The organism is Sphaerisporangium rufum, from assembly GCF_016863395.1.
Lineage (GTDB): Bacteria > Actinomycetota > Actinomycetes > Streptosporangiales > Streptosporangiaceae > Sphaerisporangium > Sphaerisporangium rufum.
The window spans coordinates 32,166-54,923 of sequence record NZ_BOOU01000021.1 but is presented as its reverse complement, the minus strand read 5'-3'; the positions used below and the strand labels follow the sequence as shown (position 1 = coordinate 54,923).

At 73.9% G+C, this 22,758-nt stretch carries 21 protein-coding genes; 5 read left to right on the top strand and 16 right to left on the bottom strand.

The window, feature by feature from the left end; all coding sequences use genetic code 11:
- Positions 1 to 99: 99 nt before the first annotated feature.
- Positions 100 to 492, bottom strand: coding sequence for a winged helix-turn-helix transcriptional regulator (locus Sru01_RS07605; protein ID WP_203983167.1), 393 nt, complete (start codon positions 490 to 492; stop codon positions 100 to 102).
- A gap of 40 nt (positions 493 to 532) precedes the next feature.
- Between Sru01_RS07605 and Sru01_RS07600 the strand changes: the two genes are divergently transcribed.
- The gene (locus tag Sru01_RS07600) at positions 533 to 904 is read left to right on the top strand and encodes a YybH family protein (protein ID WP_203983166.1); all 372 of its coding nucleotides are present in this window, start codon (positions 533 to 535) and stop codon (positions 902 to 904) included.
- Positions 905 to 1,023: 119 nt separating this feature from the next.
- Here the strand turns inward: Sru01_RS07600 and Sru01_RS07595 are convergent, their stop codons facing one another.
- Positions 1,024 to 2,559 carry an alpha/beta fold hydrolase gene (locus Sru01_RS07595; RefSeq protein WP_203983165.1) on the bottom strand — a complete coding sequence of 512 codons (1,536 nt, stop codon included), beginning with the start codon at positions 2,557 to 2,559 and terminating at the stop codon, positions 1,024 to 1,026.
- A 662-nt stretch (positions 2,560 to 3,221) separates the two neighbouring features.
- Positions 3,222 to 3,806, bottom strand: coding sequence for a helix-turn-helix domain-containing protein (locus Sru01_RS07590; protein WP_203983164.1), 585 nt, complete (start codon positions 3,804 to 3,806; stop codon positions 3,222 to 3,224).
- Positions 3,807 to 3,890: 84 nt separating this feature from the next.
- Between Sru01_RS07590 and Sru01_RS07585 the strand changes: the two genes are divergently transcribed.
- Positions 3,891 to 4,727, top strand: coding sequence for an EamA family transporter (locus tag Sru01_RS07585; RefSeq protein WP_203983163.1), 837 nt, complete (start codon positions 3,891 to 3,893; stop codon positions 4,725 to 4,727).
- Between the two features lie 24 nt (positions 4,728 to 4,751).
- On the opposite strand, the gene Sru01_RS07580 is transcribed toward Sru01_RS07585, so the two are convergent.
- Positions 4,752 to 5,348, bottom strand: coding sequence for a sigma-70 family RNA polymerase sigma factor (locus tag Sru01_RS07580; RefSeq protein WP_203983162.1), 597 nt, complete (start codon positions 5,346 to 5,348; stop codon positions 4,752 to 4,754).
- A 363-nt stretch (positions 5,349 to 5,711) separates the two neighbouring features.
- Between Sru01_RS07580 and Sru01_RS36145 the strand changes: the two genes are divergently transcribed.
- The 3 genes from Sru01_RS36145 to Sru01_RS07565 are packed head-to-tail and all read left to right on the top strand — an operon-like array spanning position 5,712 to position 8,645.
- Positions 5,712 to 6,308 carry a TetR/AcrR family transcriptional regulator gene (locus tag Sru01_RS36145; RefSeq protein WP_203983161.1) on the top strand — a complete coding sequence of 199 codons (597 nt, stop codon included), beginning with the start codon at positions 5,712 to 5,714 and terminating at the stop codon, positions 6,306 to 6,308.
- On the top strand, positions 6,301 to 7,566 hold the full coding sequence (locus tag Sru01_RS07570) for a glycosyltransferase (RefSeq protein ID WP_203983160.1): 1,266 nt from the start codon (positions 6,301 to 6,303) through the stop codon (positions 7,564 to 7,566). Before Sru01_RS36145 ends, Sru01_RS07570 begins: the two co-directional genes overlap by 8 nt.
- A gap of 5 nt (positions 7,567 to 7,571) precedes the next feature.
- Positions 7,572 to 8,645 (top strand): PLP-dependent cysteine synthase family protein, encoded by a 1,074-nt coding sequence (locus Sru01_RS07565; protein WP_203983159.1) that lies wholly within the window; start codon positions 7,572 to 7,574, stop codon positions 8,643 to 8,645.
- A 157-nt stretch (positions 8,646 to 8,802) separates the two neighbouring features.
- Here the strand turns inward: Sru01_RS07565 and ftsY are convergent, their stop codons facing one another.
- The 12 genes from ftsY to fakA all read right to left on the bottom strand — a co-directional run bounded on the left by ftsY (position 8,803) and on the right by fakA (position 22,750).
- Positions 8,803 to 9,981: a signal recognition particle-docking protein FtsY gene (gene ftsY / locus Sru01_RS07560; RefSeq protein WP_203983158.1), complete on the bottom strand. Its 1,179-nt coding sequence runs from the start codon at positions 9,979 to 9,981 to the stop codon at positions 8,803 to 8,805.
- A 104-nt stretch (positions 9,982 to 10,085) separates the two neighbouring features.
- Positions 10,086 to 13,766: a chromosome segregation protein SMC gene (gene smc, locus Sru01_RS07555; RefSeq protein ID WP_203983157.1), complete on the bottom strand. Its 3,681-nt coding sequence runs from the start codon at positions 13,764 to 13,766 to the stop codon at positions 10,086 to 10,088.
- Between the two features lie 197 nt (positions 13,767 to 13,963).
- A complete protein-coding gene (locus Sru01_RS07550; RefSeq protein WP_203983156.1) occupies positions 13,964 to 14,158 on the bottom strand; it encodes a hypothetical protein in 195 nt (64 codons plus the stop codon).
- 190 nt (positions 14,159 to 14,348) lie between these two features.
- Positions 14,349 to 14,648 carry an acylphosphatase gene (locus Sru01_RS07545; protein WP_203983155.1) on the bottom strand — a complete coding sequence of 100 codons (300 nt, stop codon included), beginning with the start codon at positions 14,646 to 14,648 and terminating at the stop codon, positions 14,349 to 14,351.
- On the bottom strand, positions 14,645 to 15,520 hold the full coding sequence (mutM, locus tag Sru01_RS07540; RefSeq protein WP_203983154.1) for a bifunctional DNA-formamidopyrimidine glycosylase/DNA-(apurinic or apyrimidinic site) lyase: 876 nt from the start codon (positions 15,518 to 15,520) through the stop codon (positions 14,645 to 14,647). Before mutM ends, Sru01_RS07545 begins: the two co-directional genes overlap by 4 nt.
- Positions 15,521 to 15,523: 3 nt before the next feature.
- A complete protein-coding gene (gene rnc / locus Sru01_RS07535; protein WP_239137077.1) occupies positions 15,524 to 16,231 on the bottom strand; it encodes a ribonuclease III in 708 nt (235 codons plus the stop codon).
- A 259-nt stretch (positions 16,232 to 16,490) separates the two neighbouring features.
- On the bottom strand, positions 16,491 to 16,670 hold the full coding sequence (gene rpmF, locus Sru01_RS07530; RefSeq protein WP_203983172.1) for a 50S ribosomal protein L32: 180 nt from the start codon (positions 16,668 to 16,670) through the stop codon (positions 16,491 to 16,493).
- A gap of 1 nt (position 16,671) precedes the next feature.
- Entirely contained in the window at positions 16,672 to 17,247 is a 576-nt protein-coding gene (locus Sru01_RS07525) for a YceD family protein (RefSeq protein WP_203983153.1), read from the bottom strand.
- Between the two features lie 47 nt (positions 17,248 to 17,294).
- A complete protein-coding gene (coaD, locus tag Sru01_RS07520) occupies positions 17,295 to 17,771 on the bottom strand; it encodes a pantetheine-phosphate adenylyltransferase (RefSeq protein ID WP_203983152.1) in 477 nt (158 codons plus the stop codon).
- A 14-nt stretch (positions 17,772 to 17,785) separates the two neighbouring features.
- Positions 17,786 to 18,355: a 16S rRNA (guanine(966)-N(2))-methyltransferase RsmD gene (gene rsmD / locus Sru01_RS07515; RefSeq protein ID WP_203983151.1), complete on the bottom strand. Its 570-nt coding sequence runs from the start codon at positions 18,353 to 18,355 to the stop codon at positions 17,786 to 17,788.
- A 300-nt stretch (positions 18,356 to 18,655) separates the two neighbouring features.
- Entirely contained in the window at positions 18,656 to 20,851 is a 2,196-nt protein-coding gene (gene recG, locus Sru01_RS07510; protein ID WP_203983150.1) for an ATP-dependent DNA helicase RecG, read from the bottom strand.
- A 288-nt stretch (positions 20,852 to 21,139) separates the two neighbouring features.
- Positions 21,140 to 22,750: a DAK2 domain-containing protein gene (fakA, locus tag Sru01_RS07505; RefSeq protein WP_203983149.1), complete on the bottom strand. Its 1,611-nt coding sequence runs from the start codon at positions 22,748 to 22,750 to the stop codon at positions 21,140 to 21,142.
- Positions 22,751 to 22,758 lie beyond the last annotated feature (8 nt).

Below are 22,758 nucleotides of genomic sequence, written 5' to 3'. Positions count from 1 at the left end.
GAACGCTGGGGTGGGGAAGCGGCGGGGTCACCGCGAGCTCCATGGGACGGGGAGGCGTCGGGGGGACGGCGCCGGCACCACGGGAGCGGCAGGCCAGGGTCAGCGTCCGGTGCCCCAGTCCCAGAGGGCGTCCAGTACCGCCTCCAGGCGGCGCCCGTCCTCGGTCAGCGCGTAGACGACCGCCGGTGGAGCGCCGCGCAGCGCGGTGCGGGACACGATGCCGCGCTCCTCCAGCGTCCGGAGCCGGTCGGTCAGCACCTTCGCGCTCAGGGTCGGCAACCGGTCGCGCAGCTCGCCGAACCGGTGCGGGCCACGCAGCAGCTCACGGATGATCAACGTGGTCCAGCGGCCGTCGACCGCGCGCAGCGTGCGTTCCACCGGGCAGGCGACATGCGGGGCGGACACCCGGGCCAGCGGCTCACCGGCCAGCCGGTCCAGATGCGCCGGGCGAGCCCCCTGGTCACCATTTGGTGACCAATGACCGACATCCATAACGTCGTCCTCCTCACCCGTTGATGACTTGGAGATGACGATGCCACAAGCCGCAGCCGACGTCCCGGCCGCCTTCGCCGCCGCGTTCAACACCGGAGATCTGGACGCGGTCCAAGAACTGTACGAATCCCAGGGGGTCCTGGTCGCCGGCGACGCGCGCCGGCCCGTCGCGGGGCATGAGCTCCGCGAGGCGCTGGCCGAACACATGTCGCTGGGCCTTCCGATCAGCGTGACCCCCCGCCGGGTCGTGGAGAACGGCGACCTCGCGCTGCTCCTCGTGGACTGGCGCATCGCCGGGACCGGGCCGGACGGCCACCAGGTCGAGCTCGGCGGCACCGCGACCGACGTGGTGCGCCGAGGGGCCGACGGCGCCTGGCGCTATCTGATCGACAACCCGTTCGGCACCACCTGAGCGTCCGAGAGGGCCGGTGCGCTCCTGCCGGGCCGAACCGAGGAACGTGCCGGCCGTCGGCCGGGCCGGTGCCCATGACCGTGCAGGTCATGGGCACCGGCCCGGCACGGGGCAACGGATCAGTGGGTGGCCCAGGGGAGGTCGTCGGTGGGCCAGGTGATGGTGGGCGGCTTGCGCAGGGTGTCGCTCCCGCCCGCGACCTCGCAGCGGAAGCCGGGCGGCGGCACGATACCCGCGATCAGATAGTCGTCGATGGGGACCGTGGCGCACTCCTCCTTGCCGTAGATGCGGTGACCCCAGCCCTCGTAGATGAGCAGTGCCGCCTTCGGGCCGAGCTGGCGGGCCACGTTGGTGGTCCAGGAGTACGGCGTGGAGGGGTCGTGCATGGTGGTGCCGAGCAGCAGCGGAACGTCGCCGGTGTAGCGCAGCCGGTGCTGCGGATTGGTGGTGGGGTGCCCGAGGCAGACGGGCAGATCCTCGATCGGCATCGGATTCAGCCGCATGTCCGGAGCCTGCCGGGCGGAGCTGCGGAGCAGCGCCGCGTACTCCTGGTAGTTCCGCACCGGGAGCCGATAGTCCTGGCAGAGGACCGCGGTCGGCAGCTCGGCGAGCTCACCCGCCACGGGGCCGCGGCCGGGCAGCGGCGGAACCCAGTCCGGCAGCGGGCCGCCGTCCAGTGCGCGCAGCATCTCGGCCAGCAGCCGCCAGTCGGGGCCCTCGGTGCCCAGCACGCCCTGCCAGAGCACCTGCAACTCGGTCATCGGCCGGTCCGGCACGCCCGGGTAGTACAGCTCGCCGGCTCGCGCCTTGGCGAGCAGCCGCTCCCACACCTGCCGGACGTCCTGCCCGTGCAGCACGCACTCGGCCTCGTGGTCGCACCAGCCGACGAACTGGTCGAAGGCGTCCTCCACCCCGGCCGCCTCGGTGTCCAGGAACCGCTTGACGTCGAGGCTGTGGTCCATGTTGCTGTCCAGCGCCATCGCGCGGATCCGGTGCGGGAACAGCTCGGCGTACATCTGCCCGATCAGCGTGCCGTACGAGACGCCGTAGTAGGTGAGCTTCGCCTCGCCCAGCGCGGCCCGGATCGCGTCCATGTCCCGCGCCACGTTGACCGAGTCCACATGGTCGTACAGCGGGCCGGTCCGGGCCCGGCAGTCCTGGCGCAGCTTCCGGGCATAACCGGTCCAGCGGTCGAAGTCCGCCTGGCTGGTCATGATCGCAGGCGGCATCCGGTTGTACAGGGACGCCGAGCAGACGACCGGATGGCTGCGGCCCACACCCCGGGGGTCGAAGCCGACCAGGTCGAAACGCTGCCGGATCTCCTCGGTGAAGAAGTCCGGGGAACTGTAGGCGAAGTCGACGCCCGACCCGCCGGGACCACCGGGATTGATCAGCATCGAACCGATCCGGGCCGCCGGGTCGGTGGCCTTGCGGCGGGCGAGGGCGAGGTCGATGGTCGGCCCCTTCGGGCGGGACCAGTCGATGGGAACCGCCAGCGTCCCGCACTCGACGGCCGGCTCTTCCTCGCAGGGCGCCCAGGCGATGACATCCGTTCCGGTGCCCTCGCCGGTGCCGGCGCTCGCGGCCGGGGACAGGGGTAACAGCGCCACCAGCGCGGTGAACACGGCGGCGGCCAGCGTTGACTTACGTCGCACATCGCTCCGATCATCGTCGGCCGGCCCCCGGGCCACCTGCGGCGATGTCGATCGACCCCCGTCGATACCCCGAGACCGCGATCACGCGGGACCAAGGACGGCTCTGAGCCCCGTCAGCCGGCCACATTTCCCTTTCACTTAGTTATCACGAAATGTGCGATTTCCCAGGCAACACGCCCGTAGCACCCGTTCCCTTGTGACGCGACCCGCCCCGCCCGATGCCCCCGGGCCCACCGCTTCCCACCGCAAGGCGTGAGATCCATCCACCGTCCGCCCATCCCATGGAGCATGAGGTCACTCCGCCGCCCGTCCGCCCCACGGAGCATGAGGTCACCCCCCTGCTGCGCCGTCCCGGCGTTAGGGCGCGCCGGTGTTGTGAGGAGGAGGGAGCAAGCCTGAGGAACGAAGGCTTGCGAGCGACGAACGAACAACACCGGCTAAAGGCGCCCGAACGCAGCGCGAACGAAGAGAGCGCCAAAAAACACAACGCGCCCAAGCCGACACCCCACCGCTCACCACCCCCGCGGAGCCGAAGGTCATCCCGCCGCCTGGCCACCTGATGGAGCGTGAACTCACTCCGCCGCCCGTCCGCCCCGTGGAGCCCGAGGTCACGCCACCGCGCCCCCACCCGTAAGCCCGGCGCGAACCGAGGCTCTACCTCATCAGACGCTGTCGGGGGTTTCGCGGGGTTCGGTGACGACCATGACGAAGCGGGCGGGGCGGTCGGACTCGTTGGCGTAGCGGTGCGGCCGGTCGGCGCTGAACAGCACGGAGTCGTCCTTGGCCAGCAGGTGATGTTGCCCGTACACCGCGAGGGTCAGTTCGCCCTCGATGACGGTGAGCATCTCGCGGGTGCCCGCCGGGTGGGCGTCGCCGTCGTGGTGCTCGCCCGGGCCGAGGGTCCAGTCCCACAGTTCGAGGATGGCCGGGGCGTCCGAGCCGAGGAGCAGGCGGGCCGAGCCGCCGCGTTCGCCGTGCCACAGGGTGGGGGCGTCGGCGGCGTGCACGACGCGGACCACCGGCGTGTCGGAGACCTCGACCAGCCGGGCGACCGTCACGCCCAGGGCGTCGGCGATGCGGGTGAGGGTGGTGACGCTGGGATTGGTCCGGCACTGCTCGATCTGCACCAGCATGCCGCGGCTGACTCCGGATCGCGCGGCCAGCGCGTCGAGGGTCAGGCCACGGTGCGCGCGCTGGGCGCGGACGTTGTTCGCGATGGCCGCGGTGATCGTCGCCGGATCAGGCATGAGTACAGCCTATTGCAATTTGTGTACACCAAGTTAACCCCAATATATTGTACAAATCGAGCAATACACTGAGGGGGATCTGGCATGACGGCAGTGCTGCTGGCGACGGCCTGTGCCGTGGTGTACGGCACGGCGGACTTCTTCGGCGGCCTGGCCACCCGGCGCTCCCGCGTGCTCTCGGTCGTTATGATCAGCCAGTTCGCCGGGCTGCTGTTCGTGCTCCCGCTGTTCCCGCTGCTGCCCGGCGCGTTCGGCGCAGCGGCGCTGGGCTGGGGCATGGCCGCCGGAGTGTGCGGCGCGCTGGCGGTCGCGGTCTTCTACCGCGCCCTGGCCGGCGGGGTGATGTCGGTGGTGGCGCCGACCACCGCCACCGCCTCGGCCGCGCTGCCGGTGCTCGTCGGGCTGGCGATGGGCGAGCGGCCGACGGCCGTCGCGCTGTGCGGGGTCGCGCTCGCGCTGCTCGCGGTGGTGCTGGTGAGCCGGCAGTCCGGCGCCGGCGGCGGGCGGGTCGCCGTGGGGCCGGTCGTCCAGGCGTTGGTCTCCGGCCTCGGGTTCGGCGCGTTCTTCATCCTGCTCAAGCAGGTGCCGGAGGGGTCGGGCATGTGGTCGCTGTTCGGCGCCCGGCTGGCCTCGGTCGTGCTGGTCGCCGCCCTCGCCCTGGCCCTGCGCCGCACCCTGCGGCCCGGGCCGGGGTCGTTGCCGGTGATCGTGGCCGCCGGCCTCTTCGACATGGCGGCCAACGTGCTCTTCCTGCTGGCGGCACAGCGCGGGATGCTGGTGCTGGTCTCGGTGCTGGCGTCCCTCTATCCGGCCAGCACGCTGATGCTGGCCAGATATGTGCTGGGCGAGCGGCTGAACGGCGTCCAGACGGCCGGTGTCGGCCTGGCCCTCGGCGCCGTCGCGCTGATCGCCGGCGGCTGATCCGTCTCGGTCAGGCCGGCTCGGTCAGGCCGCCGCGAACTGCGGCGCCATCCGGATGGCGCCTTCCTCGTGGGCGTAGCCTTCGAGCAGCCGGCGCAGCTGCCGGCGGCCGCGGTGCAGCCGGGACATGACGGTGCCGATGGGCGTGCCCATCCGCTCGGCGATCTCCTTGTAGGCGAAGCCTTCGACGTCGGCGAGGTAGACGGCCACCCGGAAGTCCTCCGGCAGGGAGCGCAGCGCGTTCATGACCACGCTGTCGGGGAGCTGCTCCAGCGCCTCGGTCTCGGCGGAGCGCAGGCCGGTCGACATGTGCGACTCCGCGGCGGCGAGCTGCCAGTCCTCGATGTCCTCGGCGGCGGACAGCTTGGGCGAGCGCTGCTGCTTGCGGTAGTCGTTGATGAAGTTGTTGGTGAGGATCCGGTGCAGCCACGCCTTCAGGTTGGTGCCGGGGCGGAACTGGTGGTAGGAGGTGTACGCCTTGGTGACGGTCTCCTGCACCAGGTCCTCGGCGTCGGCGGTGTTGCGGGTGAGACGCATGGCCGAGGCGAAGAGCTGGTTCGTCACGGGCATGACATCGCGTTCGAACCACGTCTGCCGCTGCTGTTCGGTCATCGAGATCATCTCTTCCCCCTCATCCTGCTTGACCCCCGTTACCCATCCGGCGTGGACCCATGCAGGCTCGGTAACCGCTTTACTCCAAAGGACGGCCGATCACATACTCATGGTTCACCCGTAAGGGTGCCGTCAAAGGTTGCACCGGTGCGGAGTGGGGTCGCCCCGCCGCCCGGCTGGGGGGACCACGACACCCCTAAACCAGACAAGTCTCATAAGCGTAACACGTACTGGCCAAGACCGGCGAAAGTGTGCTAGACATCACATTTCCCCTGGATAACCCCACCTTTCGGACGGTCGGCCGGCGCCCAGGCGGGTCCCTCATCATATTTTCACTTGACACCTCTTTCAATTGAATATAGTTATGACTCCATGGAAAATAAGCGCCCGTACCGCATGGGTGCTCGCGCGGCGGCCGTGGCGGCCACCCGGGCGCGCATCGTCGAGGCCGCGGTGGCCCTGTGGACGCGGCGCTGGTACGACGACGTCACCCTGCAGCACATCGCCGACGAGGCCGGAGTCTCGGTGCAGACGATCGTCAACCACTTCGACGGCAAGGACGGGGTCACCGACGCCGCCGCCGAGTGGCTGGCCGGCCAGGTGGCGGACGCCCGCCAGGCGCCGGTCGGCCAGGTGGCCGAGATCGTCACCGTGCTGTTCGACGACTACGAACGCCGCGGCGACGCCAACGTGCTCTGGATCGCGCAGGCCGATCGCGTCCCGGCGATCGCCCGCGCGCTCGGGCAGGCGCGCGACCGGCACCGGGCGTGGCTGGCGGAGGTGTTCGCCGACCGCCTCCCGGCCCCCGGCCCGGCCCGCGCGCACGCGCTGACCCTGCACTACGCCGCCACGGACGTCTACCTGTGGAAACTGTGGCGGCGCGACCTCGGGCTGCCCCGCCCGGACGCCGAACGGGCCATGTGCGACCTGCTCACCGCGATCGACCCGCGAAGGAAGAACGATGAGTAAGAGCTTCCTGTTCGCCACCTGGTCCGGCGGCGGGGCCGTGCCGCCCACCCTGTCGGTCGCCCGCGCGCTGCGCGACCGCGGTCACGACGTCCGGGTGCTGGCCGACAGGTCGCTGCACGACGAGGTCACCGCCGCCGGCGTGCGGCCGGTCGCCTGGACGACGGCACCCCAGGGCGACATCACCGACCCGGCCAAGGACATCATCCGGGACTTCGAGGCCCGCACCCCGCTGGGGGCGTTCGCCCGGCTGCGCGACCGCATCGCCTGCGGGCCCGCCGCCGACTACGCCCGCGACACCATGGCCGAGCTGCGCGCCCGGCGGGCCGACGTGCTGGTCGCCGACTTCACGCTGCTCGGCGCGCTCACCGCCGGCGAGGCCGCCGGGGTCCGGGTGGCCTCGCTCGGCACGACCCTCTATCCCATCCCCAGCCCGGGAGCACCGCCGTTCGGTCCCGGGCTCGCGCCCGCCGGCGGGCCGCTCGGGCGGCTGCGCGACCGCGTCCTGATGAAGGTGATCGTCACCCCGTGGGCGAAAGGGCTGCCGCCCCTCAACGCCGCCCGCGCCGCCCACGGCCTGCCGCCCGTGAAGTCGGTCGTCGACGCGTTCGGCCGCGCCGACCGGTTCCTCGTCCTGTCCCCCCGCGCCCTCGACTACCCCGGCCGGCGCTTCCCCGCCCGCGTACGCCACGTCGGCCCGCGGCTCGACGACCCCGCCTGGGCCGGGGAACTGGAACTACCCGGCGGCCAGGCACCGCTCGCGCTGGTCGGCCTGAGTTCGACCTACATGAACCAGCGCGCGCCGCTGGAACGCATCGCCCGGGCCCTCGGCACCCTGCCGGTGCGCGGGCTGATGACCACCGGCCCGGCCGTGGACCCGGCGACGATTCCCGCGCCCGGCAACGTGCTGGTCACCGCGTCGGCGCCGCACCGCGCGGCGCTGCGCCACGCCGCGGTGACGATCACCCACGCCGGCCACGGGACGGTGGTGAAGTCGCTGGCCGCCGGGGTGCCGCTGGTCTGCGTGCCGCTGGGACGCGACCAGGCCGAGGTGGCGCGCCGGGTGGAGATCGCCGGCGCCGGCGTGGTCATGCGCAGATCCGCCTCGCCCAGGGCGATCGCCCGGACGGTCGGCCGGGTCCTCGACGACCCGTCCTACCGGCGGCAGGCCGGGCGGCTGGCCGCCGAGATCGCCGCCGAGACGAGCACCGACCGTGCGGTGATCGAACTCGAGGAGCTCGCCGGCCGCCCGATAGCGTAACCGGCATGAAATACGTGGACCGCCATAATGCGGCGACCCGGGACTGGGTCGCCGAGGCCATCCGCACGGTCGAGGCGGACGCGAACCGCAGCTGCGACACCCACCTGCACGTGTTCCCCCTGCCGTCGCACTGGGGGGTCGAGCTCTATCTGAAGGACGAGTCGGTGCACCCCACCGGCTCGCTCAAGCACCGGCTGGCCCGTTCGCTGTTCCTCTACGGCCTGGCCAACGGGTGGATCGGACCGGCCACCACCGTGATCGAGGCCTCCAGCGGGTCGACGGCGGTCAGCGAAGCGTACTTCGCTCGCCTGCTCGGCCTGCCGTTCGTCGCGGTGATGCCGGCGACCACCTCGCCGGAGAAGATCGCGCTGATCGAGTTCCACGGCGGTAAGTGCCGGCTGGTCGACGAGCCCACGGCGATCTACGAGGAGTCGCGCCGACTCGCCCAGGAGACCGGCGGCCACTTCATGGACCAGTTCACCTACGCCGAGCGGGCCACCGACTGGCGCGGCAACAACAACATCGCCGAGAGCATCTACCAGCAGATGGCGCTGGAACCCCACCCCGAGCCCAGCTGGATCGTCGTCGGCGCCGGCACCGGGGGCACCTCCGCCACGATCGGCCGCTACATCCGCTACCGCCGGCACCGGACCCGGCTGGCGGTGGTCGACCCGGAGGGTTCGGCGTTCTACCCCTCCTGGACCGGCGGCGACGGCACGCTGACCGCCGCCGGATCGCGGATCGAGGGCATCGGCCGGCCCCGGGTGGAACCGTCGTTCCTGCCCACGGTGATCGACCGGATGGTCCAGGTGCCGGACGCCCACTCGATCGCGGCCATGCGCTGGGTGCGGGAGGTCACCGGCCGGGACGTCGGCGGGTCCACCGGCACCAACATGGCCGCCGCGGTCCGGCTCATCCGGGAGATGCGGGCCGGCGGCGAGCGCGGCAGCGTGGTCACCCTGATCTGCGACGGCGGCGAGCGCTACCGCTGCACCTACGGCGACGACGGGTGGCTGGCCGGCCGCGGCATCGACATCGGCCCCGCGCTGACCGACCTGCGCGCCTTCCTCACCGGCTGACCCGGCGGCCCTGGTCCCGGCAGGCCGCTCGCGCCGGCGCGAGCGGCCGGGGCGCCTCAATGTCCGTCCCGGGAACGCCCGCCCACGACCGGGACGGAAAGCCACGGTCGCGGGCGGGGACGGAGCAGCGGCGGCGCCCCGGGCGCCACCGGAGTGATCAGTCGCCGAGCAGGGCGTCGACGAAGGCCTCCGGGTCGAACGGGGCCAGGTCGTCCGGGCCCTCGCCGAGACCCACCAGCTTGACCGGCACGCCCAGCTCGCGCTGCACCGAGATCACGATGCCGCCCTTGGCGGTGCCGTCCAGCTTGGTGAGCACGATGCCGGTCACGTTGACCGCCTCGGCGAACACCTGAGCCTGCCGCATGCCGTTCTGGCCGGTGGTGGCGTCCAGGACGAGCAGCACCTCGTCCACCGTGGCCTTCTTCTCGATGACCCGCTTGACCTTGCCGAGCTCGTCCATCAGCCCGGTCTTGGTGTGCAGCCGGCCGGCGGTGTCGATGATGACGGTGTCCACCTTTTCCGCCATGCCCTTGCTCACCGCGTCGAAGGCCACCGACGCCGGGTCGGCGCCCTCGTCCTTGCGCACCACCTCGGCACCGACCCGCTCGCCCCAGGTCTGCAGTTGGTCGGCCGCCGCGGCGCGGAAGGTGTCGGCCGCGCCCAGCAGCACCGTGCGGCCGTCGCCGATCAGCGCCCGGGCGAGCTTGCCGGTGGTCGTGGTCTTGCCGGTGCCGTTGACGCCGACCACCAGCAGCACCGCCGGGCGCTCGCCGTGCGGCGCGGTGTGCAGGGTGCGGTCCAGGTCGGTGCCGATCTGCGCCAGCAGCTGCTCGCGGAGCAGGCCGCGCACCTCGGCGTGGTCGCGCGAGCCGAGCACCTTGACCCGGGTGCGCAGCTCGTCGACCATCGCGCGGGTCGGCGCCACGCCCACGTCCGCGGTGATCAACGTGTCCTCGATCTCGTCCCAGGCGTCGTCGTCCAGCCGGTCGCGGGACAGCAGCTCCAGCAGGCCCTTGCCGAGCGAGGTCTGGGAACGGGCCAGCCGGGCCCGGAGCCGCACCAGCCGGCCGGCCGACGGCGGCGGCACCTCGATCTCGGGCTTCGGCGGCGCGACCGGCTCGGCGGGCCGGGCCGGCGGCGGGACGGTGGTGGTGACGGTGTCGTCTTCGGTCACCCCCGGCGGTACGACCCGCTCCCGTTCGGGAGCGATCGGCGCCTCCGGCGGCCGGACCGGCGGCGCGTGCCGCCTGCTCGGCCGGAAGAGCAGGAACATGCCCCCCACCGCCAGCACGGCGATGACGGCGACGATCACGATGATGCCGAGATACCCATCCACAACATGTCAGTTTTCCAGACGGCCGGCCATGGTCACGCCCGGCCTCGCCCTTCCCGCGCCCCGTATCCCGCTATGCGGCGATATCCAGCGCGAGCCGGCCGGGCTCAGGCCGACTCCCGGTCACGCAGCCGCTGGCTGACGACCTTGGTGACGCCGTCCCCGCGCATGCTGACCCCGTACAGCGCGTCGGCGATCTCCATGGTGCGCTTCTGGTGGGTGATGACGATGAGCTGGGAGCTCTGCCGCAGCTCCTCGAAGAGGGTGAGCAACCGCTGGGTGTTGGTGTCGTCCAGCGCCGCCTCCACCTCGTCCATCACGTAGAACGGCGAGGGGCGGGCCTTGAAGATCGAGATGAGGAACGCCACCGCGGTCAGCGAGCGCTCGCCGCCGGACAGCAGGGACAGGCGCTTGACCTTCTTGCCGGGCGGGCGGGCCTCCACCTCGACCCCGGTGGTCAGCATGTCGGACGGGTCGGTGAGCAGCAGCCGCCCCTCCCCGCCCGGGAACACCCGGGTGAAGATGCCCTCGAACTCGCGGGCCACGTCCTCGAAGGCGGCGGCGAAGACCTGCTCGACCCGCTCGTCCACCTCCTTGACCACGGTCAACAGGTCGCGCCGGGTCTTGCGCAGGTCCTCCAGCTGGGAGTTGAGGAAGGTGTGCCGCTCCTCCAGCGCGGCGAACTCCTCCAGCGCCAGCGGGTTCACCTTGCCGAGCTGCGCCATCTGCTTCTCCGCGACGCGCGCCCGCTTCTCCTGCTCGTCGCGGACGTAGGGCACCGGCGGGCCGTCGGAGACCGGCACCGGCTGCTCGGGGCCGTACTCCGCCAGCAGCCCCTCCATCTCGACGCCGAACTCCTCCAGCGCCCGGGTCTGCATCTGCTCCAGGCGCAGCCGCTGCTCGGTACGGGCCACCTCGTTGCCGTGCGCCCGGTTCACCAGCTTGTCCAGCTCGCCGGCCAGCTCGCGGACCCGCAGCCGGACCGCCTTCAGCTCGACGTCGACCTCGCCGCGGGCCCGCTCGGCCTCGTCACGTTCCCGTCCCGCCAGCGCCAGCGAGGCGTCCAGCGCGGCCAGCGACCGCTCGGCGCCGGCGACGACCGCACCGGCCACCTCGGCCTGGGCGCGGCGCCGGGCGCGCAGCGCGGCGGCACCGGCCCGCTCGGCCCGCTCGCGGGCGGCGGCCCGGACCAGCTGGTCGGCCCGGCCCGCCAGGCCCTTGACCCGCTCCTCGGCGGTGCGCACCGCCAGCCGGGCCTCCATCTCGGCCTGCCGGGTGACCGCGCAGACCGCGGCCAGCTCGTCCCGCGTCTCGGTGGTCGGCTCGGCGATCAGCTCTTCGGCGTACTCGGCCTCGGCGAGCCGCTCCTCGGCCTCGGCCACCAGGGCCAGGTCGCCCTCCCGGGCCTCCTGAGCCGCCGCGACGTTGCGGGCCAGCCGCTCGCACTCGTCGTCGGCGGCCCGCGCGGCCGCCTCCAGCCCGGCCAGCCGGCGGGCCGTGGCGGCCGCCCGCTGGTCGGCCTCGCGCTGCCGCCCGCGCAGCCGGTCCAGCGCGGCGCGCGCCGCGCTCAGCTCCGCCTGCGCGGCGTCCACGCCGGACCGGGCCTGCGCGGCGAGCGCCTGGGCCGCCTCGGCCGCCTGCTGGGCGGCCCGCTCGGCCTCGGCGGCCGTCTCCAGCGCGGCGGCGGCGCGGTCGGCGGTGTCCTGGGCGGCGGCGAGATCGGTGACCGCCTGGTCAAGGGCGGTGCGCATCTGCAGCACCGCCGAGCCGCCGCCGGAGCCGCCCTGCGCGAAGAACGCCCCCACCAGGTCACCGGACCGGGTGACCGCCCGCAGGTCGGGCCGCCGCTCGACCAGCCGGGTCGCCGCCGCCACGTCGTCCACCACCACCACCCCGGCCAGCAGGCTCTCGACCGCCGGGCGGACGGCCTCGGCGGCGGTGACCAGGTCGGCGGCCCAGCGGTGGCCGTCCACCGGCTCCAGGGCCGGCGGCGCCGTCCCGGCCGCCACCACCATGCCGGCCCGGCCGCCGCCGGTGGCGCGCAGCAGCTCGACCGCCTCGGCGACGGTGGCCAGCGACTCCACCGCCACCGCCTCGGCGGCGGCGCCGAGCACCGCGGCCACCGCGGCCTCGGCGCCCGGCTCGACGGTCATCATGGTGGCGAGCGGGCCGACCACCCCGGCCGGCCCGGCGGCCAGCAGCGCGGCGCCGGCGTCCGCGCCCTCCGCCAGGCCCATCCGCAGCGCGTCCCGCCGGGCGGTGAGCGCCGCGACGGCCCGCTGGGCCTCCTGGTCGGCGGACCGCGCCGCGCCGGTGGCGGCCCGGGCCTCGGCCATCGCCCGGCGCGGCGCCTCGGCCGCCGCCCGGGTCTCCTCCGCCGTCCCGCGGGCCAGCTCGACGGCGGCCTCGGCCTCGGCGACGCCCTGCTGCGCGCCGGCCAGCTCGCCGGCCAGCCCCGGATCGGCGGCCGGCTCGGCGTCCTGCTCTCCGTCGCGCTCCTCGCGGGCCCGCTCGCTGCGCCGGCGGGCCTCCTCCAGCGCGCGGGCGAGCCGGCCGATCTCCTCCTCGGCGGCCCGGGCGCGGCCGCGGGCGGCGGCGACCTCGCCGCGCAGCCGGGCCAGGGCGTCGCGCCGCCCGGCGGCGGCCCGGGCCGCGGCGTCCAGCCGGCGCTCCTCGGCGGCCAGGGCGGTCTCGGCGTCGGCGCGGCGGCCGACCGCCTGTTCCAGGATCTCCTCGGCCTGCTCCAGCTCGGTCTTGAGCGACTCCTCGCGCTCGCGCACCTCGGCGGCCTCGCGCTCGTAGTCCTCCGGGTCGCGCCCGCGCCGGTCGATCGCGGCGGCCTCCAGCGCGTGCCGGCGCCGCTCGGTGGCCAGGGTGCGGACGCCGTTCAGCCGCTCCTTCAGCGCGGCCAGGCGGTAGTAGGTCTCCTGCGCGGCGGCCAGCCGGGGCTGGGCGGCGCTCTCGGCGGCCTCCAGCTCCGCCTCGCGGCCCTGGCCGCGCGCCAGCCCGGCCTCCACCTCGGCGCGCCGGCTGAGCACCGCGGCCTCGTCGGCGGCCTCCCGCTCCAGGTGGGCGCGCAGGCGCACGATGTCGTCGGCGAGCAGCCGCAGCCGCGCGTCGCGCAGGTCGGCCTGGATCACCGCCGCCTTCCGGGCGATCTCCGCCTGCCGCCCCAGCGGCTTCAGCTGGCGGCGCAGCTCGGCGGCCAGGTCCTGCACCCGGGTGAGGTTGGCCTGCATGGCGTCCAGCTTCCGCAGCGCCTTCTCCTTGCGCTTGCGGTGCTTCAGGACGCCGGCGGCCTCCTCGATGAAGGCGCGGCGCTCCTCGGGGCCGGCGTGCAGCACGGTGTCCAGCTGGCCCTGACCGACGATCACATGCATCTCGCGGCCGATGCCGGAGTCCGACAGCAGCTCCTGGATGTCGAGCAGCCGGCAGGTGTCGCCGTTGATGGCGTACTCGCTCTGCCCGGACCGGAACATCAGCCGGCTGATCGTCACCTCGGTGTAGTCGATGGGCAGGGCGCCGTCGCTGTTGTCGATGGTGAGGGCGACCTCGGCGCGGCCGAGCGGCGGCCGCGAGGAGGTGCCGGCGAAGATGACGTCCTCCATCTTGCCGCCGCGCAGCGACTTGGCGCTGTGCTCGCCCATGACCCAGGCGAGGGCGTCGACGACGTTGGACTTGCCCGAGCCGTTCGGGCCGACCACGGCGGTGATGCCGGGCTCGAAGCGCAGCGCGGTGGCCGAGGCGAAGGACTTGAAGCCGCGCAGCGTGAGGTGCTTGAGGTACAACCGCGCCGCCTCCCCCTCTGCTCACCGGTCCGGGCGAACCCTGCCGGGCAGACTATCGGGTGAGGGCAGGTCGGATGGCGTGGTTCGCGGTGGAGGCACGGCGTGGTTCGACAGGGTGTTCGGGTTCACCGGGCCCCGGAAACGACAAAGGGACGCCTTTGCGGGGCGTCCCTGACAGTGTGTCGCCGTACCGAACCTCAGGTGAGGGCCGGCTCGCGATCTTGCAGATGCGAGAACGCCTCATCACGCGACTGGGCCGCGAGAGCGTCGTTCTGGGCCTGGAGCCTTGTGAGCTCGGCCTCGAGGTCGCGGATGCGCTGCTGGAGACGGCGCATTTCCGAGACCATCCGAGGGTCAAGACCGCCGACGTGGCCGAGTAGAGCCTTCGCCATGGTTAAGGGTCCTCCACGCTGAGTGACCAGACTGGTTCGCGCACTTTCTTGCCGCGGGAGGGGTGCGCGTGTTTCCTCTCAAGAGTCGCACCGGCATTGGAGGCGGTCAAGTTGAACGCTCCCCATGAATCCACCAATGGGCACTCCCGACATGCAAATATACCGCGTTTAGTGGGTTTTTGGGAAGTGGCTAGCGCTCTACAAATCCGACGAAACCACCTCGAACGGCCGACCAGCGCTCGACGACCGTGTCCACCCGGCCCGGAGTCGCACCGCCCCTGAGCAGGGCGAGCAGCCGCTCGCACGCCGGGCGTGGCCCCTCGGCCACCACCTCCACCCGGCCGTCGGCCAGGTTGGACGCCGATCCGACCAGGCCCAGCTCCAGCGCCCGGCAGCGCGTCCACCAGCGGAAACCCACGCCCTGCACCCGGCCGCGCACCCAGGCGTTGAGCCGTACCTCCCCGGCGTCCGGTTCCGGTGTTCCGGTCATGCCGGAACCCGTGGCTGGCAGGCCGGGCAACTGTAGGAGGACCGGTTCATGAACGACTCGCGCAGCACCGGGCCACCGCACCGGGCGCACGGCTCGCCCTGCCGCCCGTACACGTTGAGCGACCGCCCGAAGTAGCCGCTCTCGCCGTTCACGTTCACGTAGAGGCTGTCGAAGGACGTGCCGCCCTCCCGGAGGGCGTCCGCCATGACCGCGCGCACCGCGGCCAGCAGCTCGGCCACCTTGTCCCTGGCCAGCGTCGGGGTGGGCGTGCCGCCGTGCAGGCCGGCCCGCCACAGCGCCTCGTCGGCGTAGATGTTGCCCACCCCGCTGATCAGCGACTGGTCGAGCAGCGCCCGCTTGATCTCGGTCCGCCGGGCGGCCAGCCGCAGCGCGAAGACGTCGTCGTCGAAGGCCTCCTCCAGCGGGTCGGCCGCGATGTGCAGGATCGGCTCCGGCACCGGGCGGCCGGGCGCGGCGAGCGGCGTGACCATCAGGTGGCCGAAGGTGCGCTGGTCCACGAACCTCAGCTCCGGGCCGTCGTCTGCGAAGGAGAACCGCACCCGCAGGTGCTTCTCCGGTGGCGTCCCCGGCTCGGTGACCAGCAGCTGGCCGCTCATGCCCAGGTGCGCGAGCAACGCCTCGCCCGGCGGGCCCGCGGCGGCGCCGTCGCCGAGCGGCAGCCACAGGTACTTGCCGCGGCGCTCGGCGGACAGCAGGGTGCGGCCGGCCAGCCGGCCGGCGAAGTCGGCCGCGCCCGCCGCGTGCCGGCGGATCGCCCGGGGATGCAGGACCTCCACCCCGCTGATCGTCCGGCCGGCCACCCAGCGGGCCAGGCCGCTCCGGACCACCTCGACCTCGGGCAGCTCGGGCACGCGCTAGCTCGCCTTCCGGCGGGCCTCGCTGCCGGCGCGGATGGCGTTCCACGCGGCCTCGGCGGCCTGCTGCTCGGCCTCCTTCTTGCTGCGCCCGGCACCCGAGCCGTACTCCTGCCCGCCGACCCGGACCACCGCGGTGAACGACTTGGCGTGGTCGGGCCCGCTCTCCTCGACGTGGTACTCCGGGACGCCGAGCATCTCGGCGGCGGTCAGCTCCTGCAGCGAGGTCTTCCAGTCCAGGCCGGCCCCGAGCGACGCCGACCGCTCGATCAGCGGATCGAGGAGCTGGTGGACCACCCGGAACGCCTCGCCCAGACCCTTGTCGACGTAGACGGCGCCGATCAGCGCCTCCAGGGTGTCGGCCAGGATGGAGGACTTGTCGCGCCCGCCGGTGCCCTCCTCGCCCCGGCCGAGCCGGGTGAACCGGCCCAGCCCGAGGCCGCGGGCCACGTCGGCCAGCGCGCGCATGTTCACCACCGCGGCCCGCAACTTGGCCAGCTGCCCCTCGGGCAGGTCGGGGTGGCCGCGGAACAGCGTGTCGGTGACGACCAGGCCCAGCACCGAGTCGCCCAGGAACTCCAGGCGCTCGTTGGTGGGCAGGCCGCCGTTCTCGTAGGCGTAGGAGCGGTGCGTCAGCGCCCGCTCCAGCAGCGCCTCGTCCAGCCGGATGCCGAACACCCGCTCGAACTCGTCCCGGGCGACCTCGATCGACACCGGCTTTCCACCTGCGGCCACGTCTCCTCCTCGGACGGGAAGTCTCCGGCCGTGGCGGGGCACGTCACGACCTTGGTCGCGATGGCGGAATGCGCAGGGGAATGCCCGAAATCGTGGTGGACGCCGGGGCATTACGGCGTTTCCGGCATCCACCACGGCCGCGGGCGAGCCGCCACCGCACGTGCCTGCGGCGGACGGTCGTCCCGGCCGGATGACGGGCATCCGGCCGGATCACCGGCCACCGCGGGCGCGGTCAGGCCGTCGGCTCGATGACCTGACGGCGGTTGTAGGTGCCACAGGTCGGGCAGGCCACGTGCGGCAGCTTCGGCGACCGGCACTGATTGCAGTTCACGAGCGCGGGCGCGGCGGTCTTCCACTGCGCGCGGCGGGAGCGGGTGTTGCTCCGCGACATCTTCCGCTTGGGGACGGCCACGTCAACCCTCCAGGTCATTTTCGTTGTTCTGGTTGTTCAGGCCCTGCAGCGCCGCCCAGCGTGCGTCGACCTTCTCGTGACGGTGACCGGGACCGGCCTCCGCCAGCTTGACCCCGCACTCCACACAGAGCCCGGGACAGTCGTCGCGGCAGACCGGGCTGAGCGGCAGTGCGAGCACCACCGCGTCCCGGAACGTCGGCTCCAGATCGAGCAGTTCGCCGTCGAGGAGCGAGTCGTCCTCGGCGGCATCCTCCGCCGAGTAGAAGTAGAGCTCCTGGAAGCCGACCTCGATCTCCGAAGTCAGCGGATCCAGGCAACGCGAGCACTCGCCGCTGAGCGTAGCCCGCGCCGTGCCCGTCACGAGCACGCCCTCCATCACCGCCTCGAGCCGGAGATCCAGCTCGACCTCGGCGCCCTGGGGGACGCCGATCATGCCGACGGTGAGGTTCTCCGGCGCCGGGAGGGCGAGGGTCGTCTCCCGCATAGATCCCGGTCGTCGCCCCAGGTCATGAGTGGAGATCACCCAGGGGGCTCGGGGGTCGAGGCTATGCAGTGTCTTCCCGCTCTCTTGAGGCATGGCGAACCACCGCCGTCATACAAGGCCAGAGAAGAGAATACCAGCCCTCAGCCGCGCAGCCGTTCGACGAGCATCTCGCGCACCAGATCGGGCACCAGCCCGGAGACGTCGCCGCCGTAGCGGGCGATCTCCTTGAGCCTGCTGGAGGACAGGAAGGAGTATTCCGGGTTGGTCGACATGAACAGGGTCTCCACCCCGGACATCCGGTAGTTCAGCTGGGCCATCTGCAGCTCGTAGTCGAAGTCGCTGACCGCGCGCAGGCCCTTGACGATGGCCGGGATGCCCTGCTGCTTGCAGAAGTCGACCAGCAGCCCGTAGAACTTCTCGACCCGGACGTTGCCGTACTCGCGGGTGACCGCCTCGAGCGTCGCGATGCGTTCGTCCACGGTGAACAGGCTCTTCTTCTCCACGTTGATCAGCACCGCCACCACGACCTCGTCGTACAGCCGCGAGGTCCGGCCGATGATGTCCAGGTGGCCGTTGGTGACGGGGTCGAAGGACCCCGGACAGACGACACGACGCATGCGTACCCCCAGTTTCACTGGTTCCCGGCGGCGCGACCGTACCAAACGGCCGCTTCGCCGTAGCGGCGGACCCTCTCCTCCTCCAACCCGTCCGGCCAGGCCAGATGGGCCCCCCGGGACTCCCGCTCCACCGCGACCAGCGCGTCCGGCGCCAGCCAGCCGTTGTCGCGCAGCCGCTCCAGCACCAGGCGCACCGCCTCGTCGCCCACCGCGTACGGCGGATCGGCGAAGACCAGGTCGTACGGCTCCGGGCACCGGGCCGCGACCACCCGCTCGACCCGGTCGGCCACCACCGTGGCGCCGGGCAGGCCGAGCCGCGCGACGTTCTCCCTGATCGTCCGGAGCGCCCGGCCGTCGGACTCCACCAGCGTCGCGCGCGCGGCGCCGCGGGACAGCGCCTCCAGGCCCACCGCGCCCGACCCCGCGTACAGGTCGAGCACCCGGGCGCCGTCCAGCGGCCCGAGCAGCGACCCGATGGTGGCGAACAGGCCCTCCCGGGCGCGATCACTGGTCGGGCGGGTGCCTTTGCCCGGCGGGACGGCGATCCGCCGGCCGCCCGCGGTGCCTGCGATGACTCGGGTCATCCGCCCATTGTCGCCGCCACGGCCGCCGGCGGGCCCGGCCGGGTCAAGAGTGGGCAAGTGTCGGCGAGGAATGCGCAAGGGTCGTTCCGTCCGGCCGCCGGACCCCACATGATGAGTTCTGCGGCCTTCATGGTGACCCAGGGGAAGGCCGACCGGCGCGATCGTGAGCCCTTCCGCGCGCCGGTGCCCTCGGCACCTGACCCGAGGGTGGGCCCAGCCGGGGACGGCATTCGGGGGGAGGCCGTCCCAAGGCTGGGCCCTGGGTCATTCTTCGTGACTCCCCCCTCGCGATCCCCGCTCTCAGGCCTTCTCCAGGTACTCCGCCCGGGCGTCGCCGAGCACCCGGTCCAGCTCCGCGCGCAGCGCGGGATGCGCCGCCAGCTCCGGGTCGCCGGCCAGCAGCCGGGCCGCCTCCTCGCGCGCCTCCCGGATGACGTCCTCGTCGCGCAGCAGCCGCAGCATCTTCAGCGACGACCTGCGGCCCGACTGGGCGGCGCCCAGCACGTCACCCTCGCGGCGCTGCTCCAGGTCGACCCGGGACAGCTCGAAGCCGTCCAGGGTCGCGGCGACCGCGTCCAGCCGGGCCCGGGCCGGGGTCTCCGGCGGGAAGTCGGTGACCAGCAGGCACAGGCCGGGCAGCCCGCCCCGGCCCACCCGGCCGCGCAGCTGGTGCAGCTGGGAGACGCCGAAGCGGTCCGCGTCCATGATCACCATCACCGAGGCGTTCGGGACGTCCACCCCGACCTCGATCACCGTGGTGGCGACCAGCACGTCGACCTCGCCGCGGGTGAAGGCGCGCATCACCGCGTCCTTCTCCTCGGGGGCCAGCCGGCCGTGCAGCACCTCGACCCGCAGCCCGGCCAGCGGGCCCTCGGCCAGCATCGGGGCGACCTCAAGCACCGCCAGCGGCGGCCGCCGCTCCTCCCCCTCGCCGGCCGCCCCCTCGTCCGCGCCGGCCAGGTCGCCCTCGTCGCCCTCGGCGTCGCCGATGCGCGGGCACACGATGTACGCCTGGCGGCCCAGGCCGACCTCCTCGCGGACCCGCTCCCAGGTGCGCTCCAGGTAGTGCGGCTTGTCGGCCGCGGGCACCACGTGGGTGGTGATCGGGGCCCGGCCGGCCGGCAGCTGGGTGAGCGTGGAGACCTCCAGGTCGCCGAACACGGTCATGGCCACGGTGCGCGGGATCGGGGTGGCCGTCATCACCAGCACGTGCGGCCGGCCCTCCCCCGCCTTCTCGCGCAGCGCGTCGCGCTGCTCCACGCCGAAGCGGTGCTGCTCGTCCACCACGACCAGCCCGAGGTCGGCGAACTGCACGTGCTCCTGCAGCAGCGCGTGCGTGCCGACCACCACGCCCGCCGCGCCGGAGGCGGCGTCCAGCAGGGCCGCGCGCCGGGCCGCCGCGCCCATCGACCCGGTGAGCAAGGTGACCGCGGTGCCGCCGAACACGCCGCCGGCCGCCAGGTCGCCGAGCATCCGGGTGATGGACCGGTGGTGCTGCTGGGCCAGGACCTCGGTGGGCGCGAGCAGCGCCGCCTGGCCGCCCGCGTCGACCACCTGGAGCATCGCCCGCAGCGCCACCACGGTCTTGCCCGCGCCCACCTCGCCCTGCAGCAGCCGGTGCATGGGATGGTCGCGGCCGAGCTCGGCGGCGATCTCCTCGCCGACCTCGACCTGCCCCTCGGTCAGCTCGAACGGCAGCCGCGCGTCGAAGTCGGCGAGCAGGCCGCCGGCCCGGCGCGGGCGGGGCCGGGCCGGCCAGGCGGCCGCCGCCTGGCGGCGCCGGGCCAGCACGGCCTGCAGCACGAAGGCCTCGTCGAACTTCAGCCGGTGGCGGGCCCGGGCGACGTCGCCCTGGTCGCGCGGCCGGTGCACCGCCTCGATGGCGTCGGCCAGGCCGGCCAGCCGGTGCCGGGCTCGCAGCTCGCCGGGCAGCGGGTCGGGCAGCGGGCCGAGCGTGTCGAGCACCACGCCGATCGCCCGGCGGATCACCCACGAGGTCACGCCGGCCGCGGCCGGGTAGATCGGCACCGGCGCCGCGGCGAACTCGGCGGCCGAGGTGTCGCCGGCCTCCTCCAGCGGCTCGAACTCGGGGTGGTTGAGCTGCCACTTGGCCTTCTCGCCGCGGCCGAAGCGCCCGACCTTGCCGGAGAACATCGCGCGGGTGCCCGGCTGCAGCCGGGTCTCCACCACGTGCGAGACCCGGCCGAAGAAGGACAGGTAGATCTTGTTGCGCCGGCCGTCGGCCACCTCGACCTCCAGCCAGGTGCCCGATCGGTTGCGCATCGGCCGGCGCATCACCCGGGAGACCTCGCCGACCACGGTGACGTGCTCGTCGGCCTCCAGCGCGTCCAGGGTGGTGAGCTCGCCGCGCTCGGCGTAGCGTCGGGGGTAGTGGCGCAGCAGCTCGCCCACGGTGGTGATGTTGAGCGAGCTCTCCAGCGGCTTGACCGTCTTGGGGTCCAGCACCTTGCCGAGCGGCTCGTCGAAACGTGTCACGCCACCCAGTTGTACCGTCCCGGGCCGACGGCGGCACGCCCGGCGCCGCGTCCGGCCGCCGGGACGGGTCCGGCCCGGCCCCCGGTCCCGGTCATCCGGCCCGCGCGGGGCCGGGGCGCGACCGGCCGGGGAAGGCCCCGGCGGCCCCGGCCATCCGGCCCGTGCGGGGGCGAGGCGCGCCCGGCCGGGGCAGGCACCCGGCGGGCCCGGCCGTCCGGCCTGGCGCGGGCGCGGCCGGCCCGGGACGGGCCCCGGCCGGCCGCGCCTGCGCGCGGGTGGCACCGCAGGTCATTCGACCCCGATGAGCAGCGGGTACCCGCCCTGCCCGCCGTGGTAGACGACGACCTCCACGTCCGGGCGGGCCCGGCCCAGGTACTCCTGGACGACCCGCGCCAAGCCCCCGCCGGCGTCCCGGCCCACGATGAGGGTGACCAGCTCGCTGGCCGCCGAGAGCAGCCGGGCGGCCACCTCCACCGCGACGGCGGCCACCTCGGCGCCGATCAGCGCCACGTCGCCGTCCACCACGCCGAGCACGTCGCCGGGGCGGCACAGCCCTGTGCTGGTCATGGCCTCGCGGTCGGCGACCCAGACGTGCCCGTGCCGGGTGTGCCCGGCGGCGCCGGTCATCGTCACCACGTCGTCGTCGAACCGGCGCAGCGGGTCGTGCACGGCGAGCGCGGCCAGGCCCTGCACGGTCGCCTTGGTGGGCAGTACGGACACCGTGACGCCCTCCTCGCGGGCGATCTCCGCGGCGGCCCCGGCGACGGCGGTGACGGCCACGTCGTTGGGCAGCACCACGACCTCCGCGCCGGCCCGCCGGATGCCGGCCAGCACCTCGGTGGCCGGCGGGGTGGTCCCGGGCTCGCGGCGCACCACCACGGCGCCCGCCGCGCCGAAGAGGCGGGCGATGCCGTCGCCCGCCGCCACCGCGACGACGCCCCGGCCGCGGCCGGCGCGGTGCGGCCGGCCGGGCGCCCCCAGGTGCGTGATCTTGATCCGGTGCGGCCGCCCGGCACGCAGGCCGGCCTCGACCGCCGCGCCGGCGTCGTCCACGTGGACGTGCACGTTCCACAGCCCGTCCCCGCCCACCACGACCAGCGAGTCACCGAGCCCGTCGAGCTCGGCGCGCAGCGCCGCCACCGCGGCGTCCCCGGCGTCCAGCAGGTACATCACCTCGTAGCCGGGGCCGGCCGGCTCGATCTCCGCCGGCTGCGGCCGGGCGGCGGGCGCCGGGATCTCGTGGCGGCCGGCATAGGAGCCGGTGACCACCGCCGCCAGGCTCTCCACGATGAGGGTCAGCCCGGCGGCGCCGGCGTCCACGACGCCGTTGCGGGCCAGCACGTCCAGCTGGCCGGTGGTGCGCGCCAGCGCGCCGCGCGCCGCGGCGGCGGCCGAGCGCGCCACCTCGGCCAGCTCGTCGGAGGCGGACTGCGCGGCGGTGGCCACCGCGCTCAGCACGCTGAGGACGGTGCCCTCGACCGGGCGGGCCACCGATCCGCGGGCCAGCTCGGCGGCCCGCGCCAGGCCCCCGCGCAGGTCGCGGCCGGTGCCCCGGGCCTGCCGGAGCACCTCCGCCATGCCGCGCAGCGCCTGGCTGACGATCACGCCGGAGTTGCCGCGCGCGCCGAGCAGCGCCCCGTGCGCCAGGGTGCGCCAGGTGAGCTCGGCGTCGGCGTCGGCGGGCAGCCCGTCCAGGGCCTCGGCGGCCGAGAGCATGGTCAGGTGCAGGTTGGTGCCGGTGTCGCCGTCCGGGACGGGAAAGACGTTGAGCGCGTCGATGTCGGCGCGGGCGCGGCCGAGGGTGTCGGCACAGACCCGCGACCAGCGGCGCACCGCGGCCGCGTCCAGCACCTCAAGGGCCGGGACGGCCCCGCCGGGGGCGGCGGGCTCCGCTGCCATGTGACCCT

Excerpts from the sequence above, each read along its gene's own strand:
- Sru01_RS07550 (WP_203983156.1), bottom strand. The coding sequence starts at position 14,158 with ATGGCGAAGGCTCTACTCGGCCACGTCGGCGGTCTTGACCCTCGGATG.
- rsmD (WP_203983151.1), bottom strand. The coding sequence starts at position 18,355 with ATGACCCGAGTCATCGCAGGCACCGCGGGCGGCCGGCGGATCGCCGTC.
- Sru01_RS07525 (WP_203983153.1), bottom strand. The coding sequence starts at position 17,247 with ATGCCTCAAGAGAGCGGGAAGACACTGCATAGCCTCGACCCCCGAGCC.
- Sru01_RS07565 (WP_203983159.1), top strand. The coding sequence starts at position 7,572 with ATGAAATACGTGGACCGCCATAATGCGGCGACCCGGGACTGGGTCGCC.
- coaD (WP_203983152.1), bottom strand. The coding sequence starts at position 17,771 with ATGCGTCGTGTCGTCTGTCCGGGGTCCTTCGACCCCGTCACCAACGGC.
- Sru01_RS07580 (WP_203983162.1), bottom strand. The coding sequence starts at position 5,348 with ATGATCTCGATGACCGAACAGCAGCGGCAGACGTGGTTCGAACGCGAT.
- fakA (WP_203983149.1), bottom strand. The coding sequence starts at position 22,750 with ATGGCAGCGGAGCCCGCCGCCCCCGGCGGGGCCGTCCCGGCCCTTGAG.
- Sru01_RS07600 (WP_203983166.1), top strand. The coding sequence starts at position 533 with ATGCCACAAGCCGCAGCCGACGTCCCGGCCGCCTTCGCCGCCGCGTTC.
- Sru01_RS07585 (WP_203983163.1), top strand. The coding sequence starts at position 3,891 with ATGACGGCAGTGCTGCTGGCGACGGCCTGTGCCGTGGTGTACGGCACG.
- Sru01_RS07590 (WP_203983164.1), bottom strand. The coding sequence starts at position 3,806 with ATGCCTGATCCGGCGACGATCACCGCGGCCATCGCGAACAACGTCCGC.
- Sru01_RS07605 (WP_203983167.1), bottom strand. The coding sequence starts at position 492 with ATGGATGTCGGTCATTGGTCACCAAATGGTGACCAGGGGGCTCGCCCG.
- Sru01_RS07570 (WP_203983160.1), top strand. The coding sequence starts at position 6,301 with ATGAGTAAGAGCTTCCTGTTCGCCACCTGGTCCGGCGGCGGGGCCGTG.
- Sru01_RS36145 (WP_203983161.1), top strand. The coding sequence starts at position 5,712 with ATGGAAAATAAGCGCCCGTACCGCATGGGTGCTCGCGCGGCGGCCGTG.
- Sru01_RS07545 (WP_203983155.1), bottom strand. The coding sequence starts at position 14,648 with ATGACCGGAACACCGGAACCGGACGCCGGGGAGGTACGGCTCAACGCC.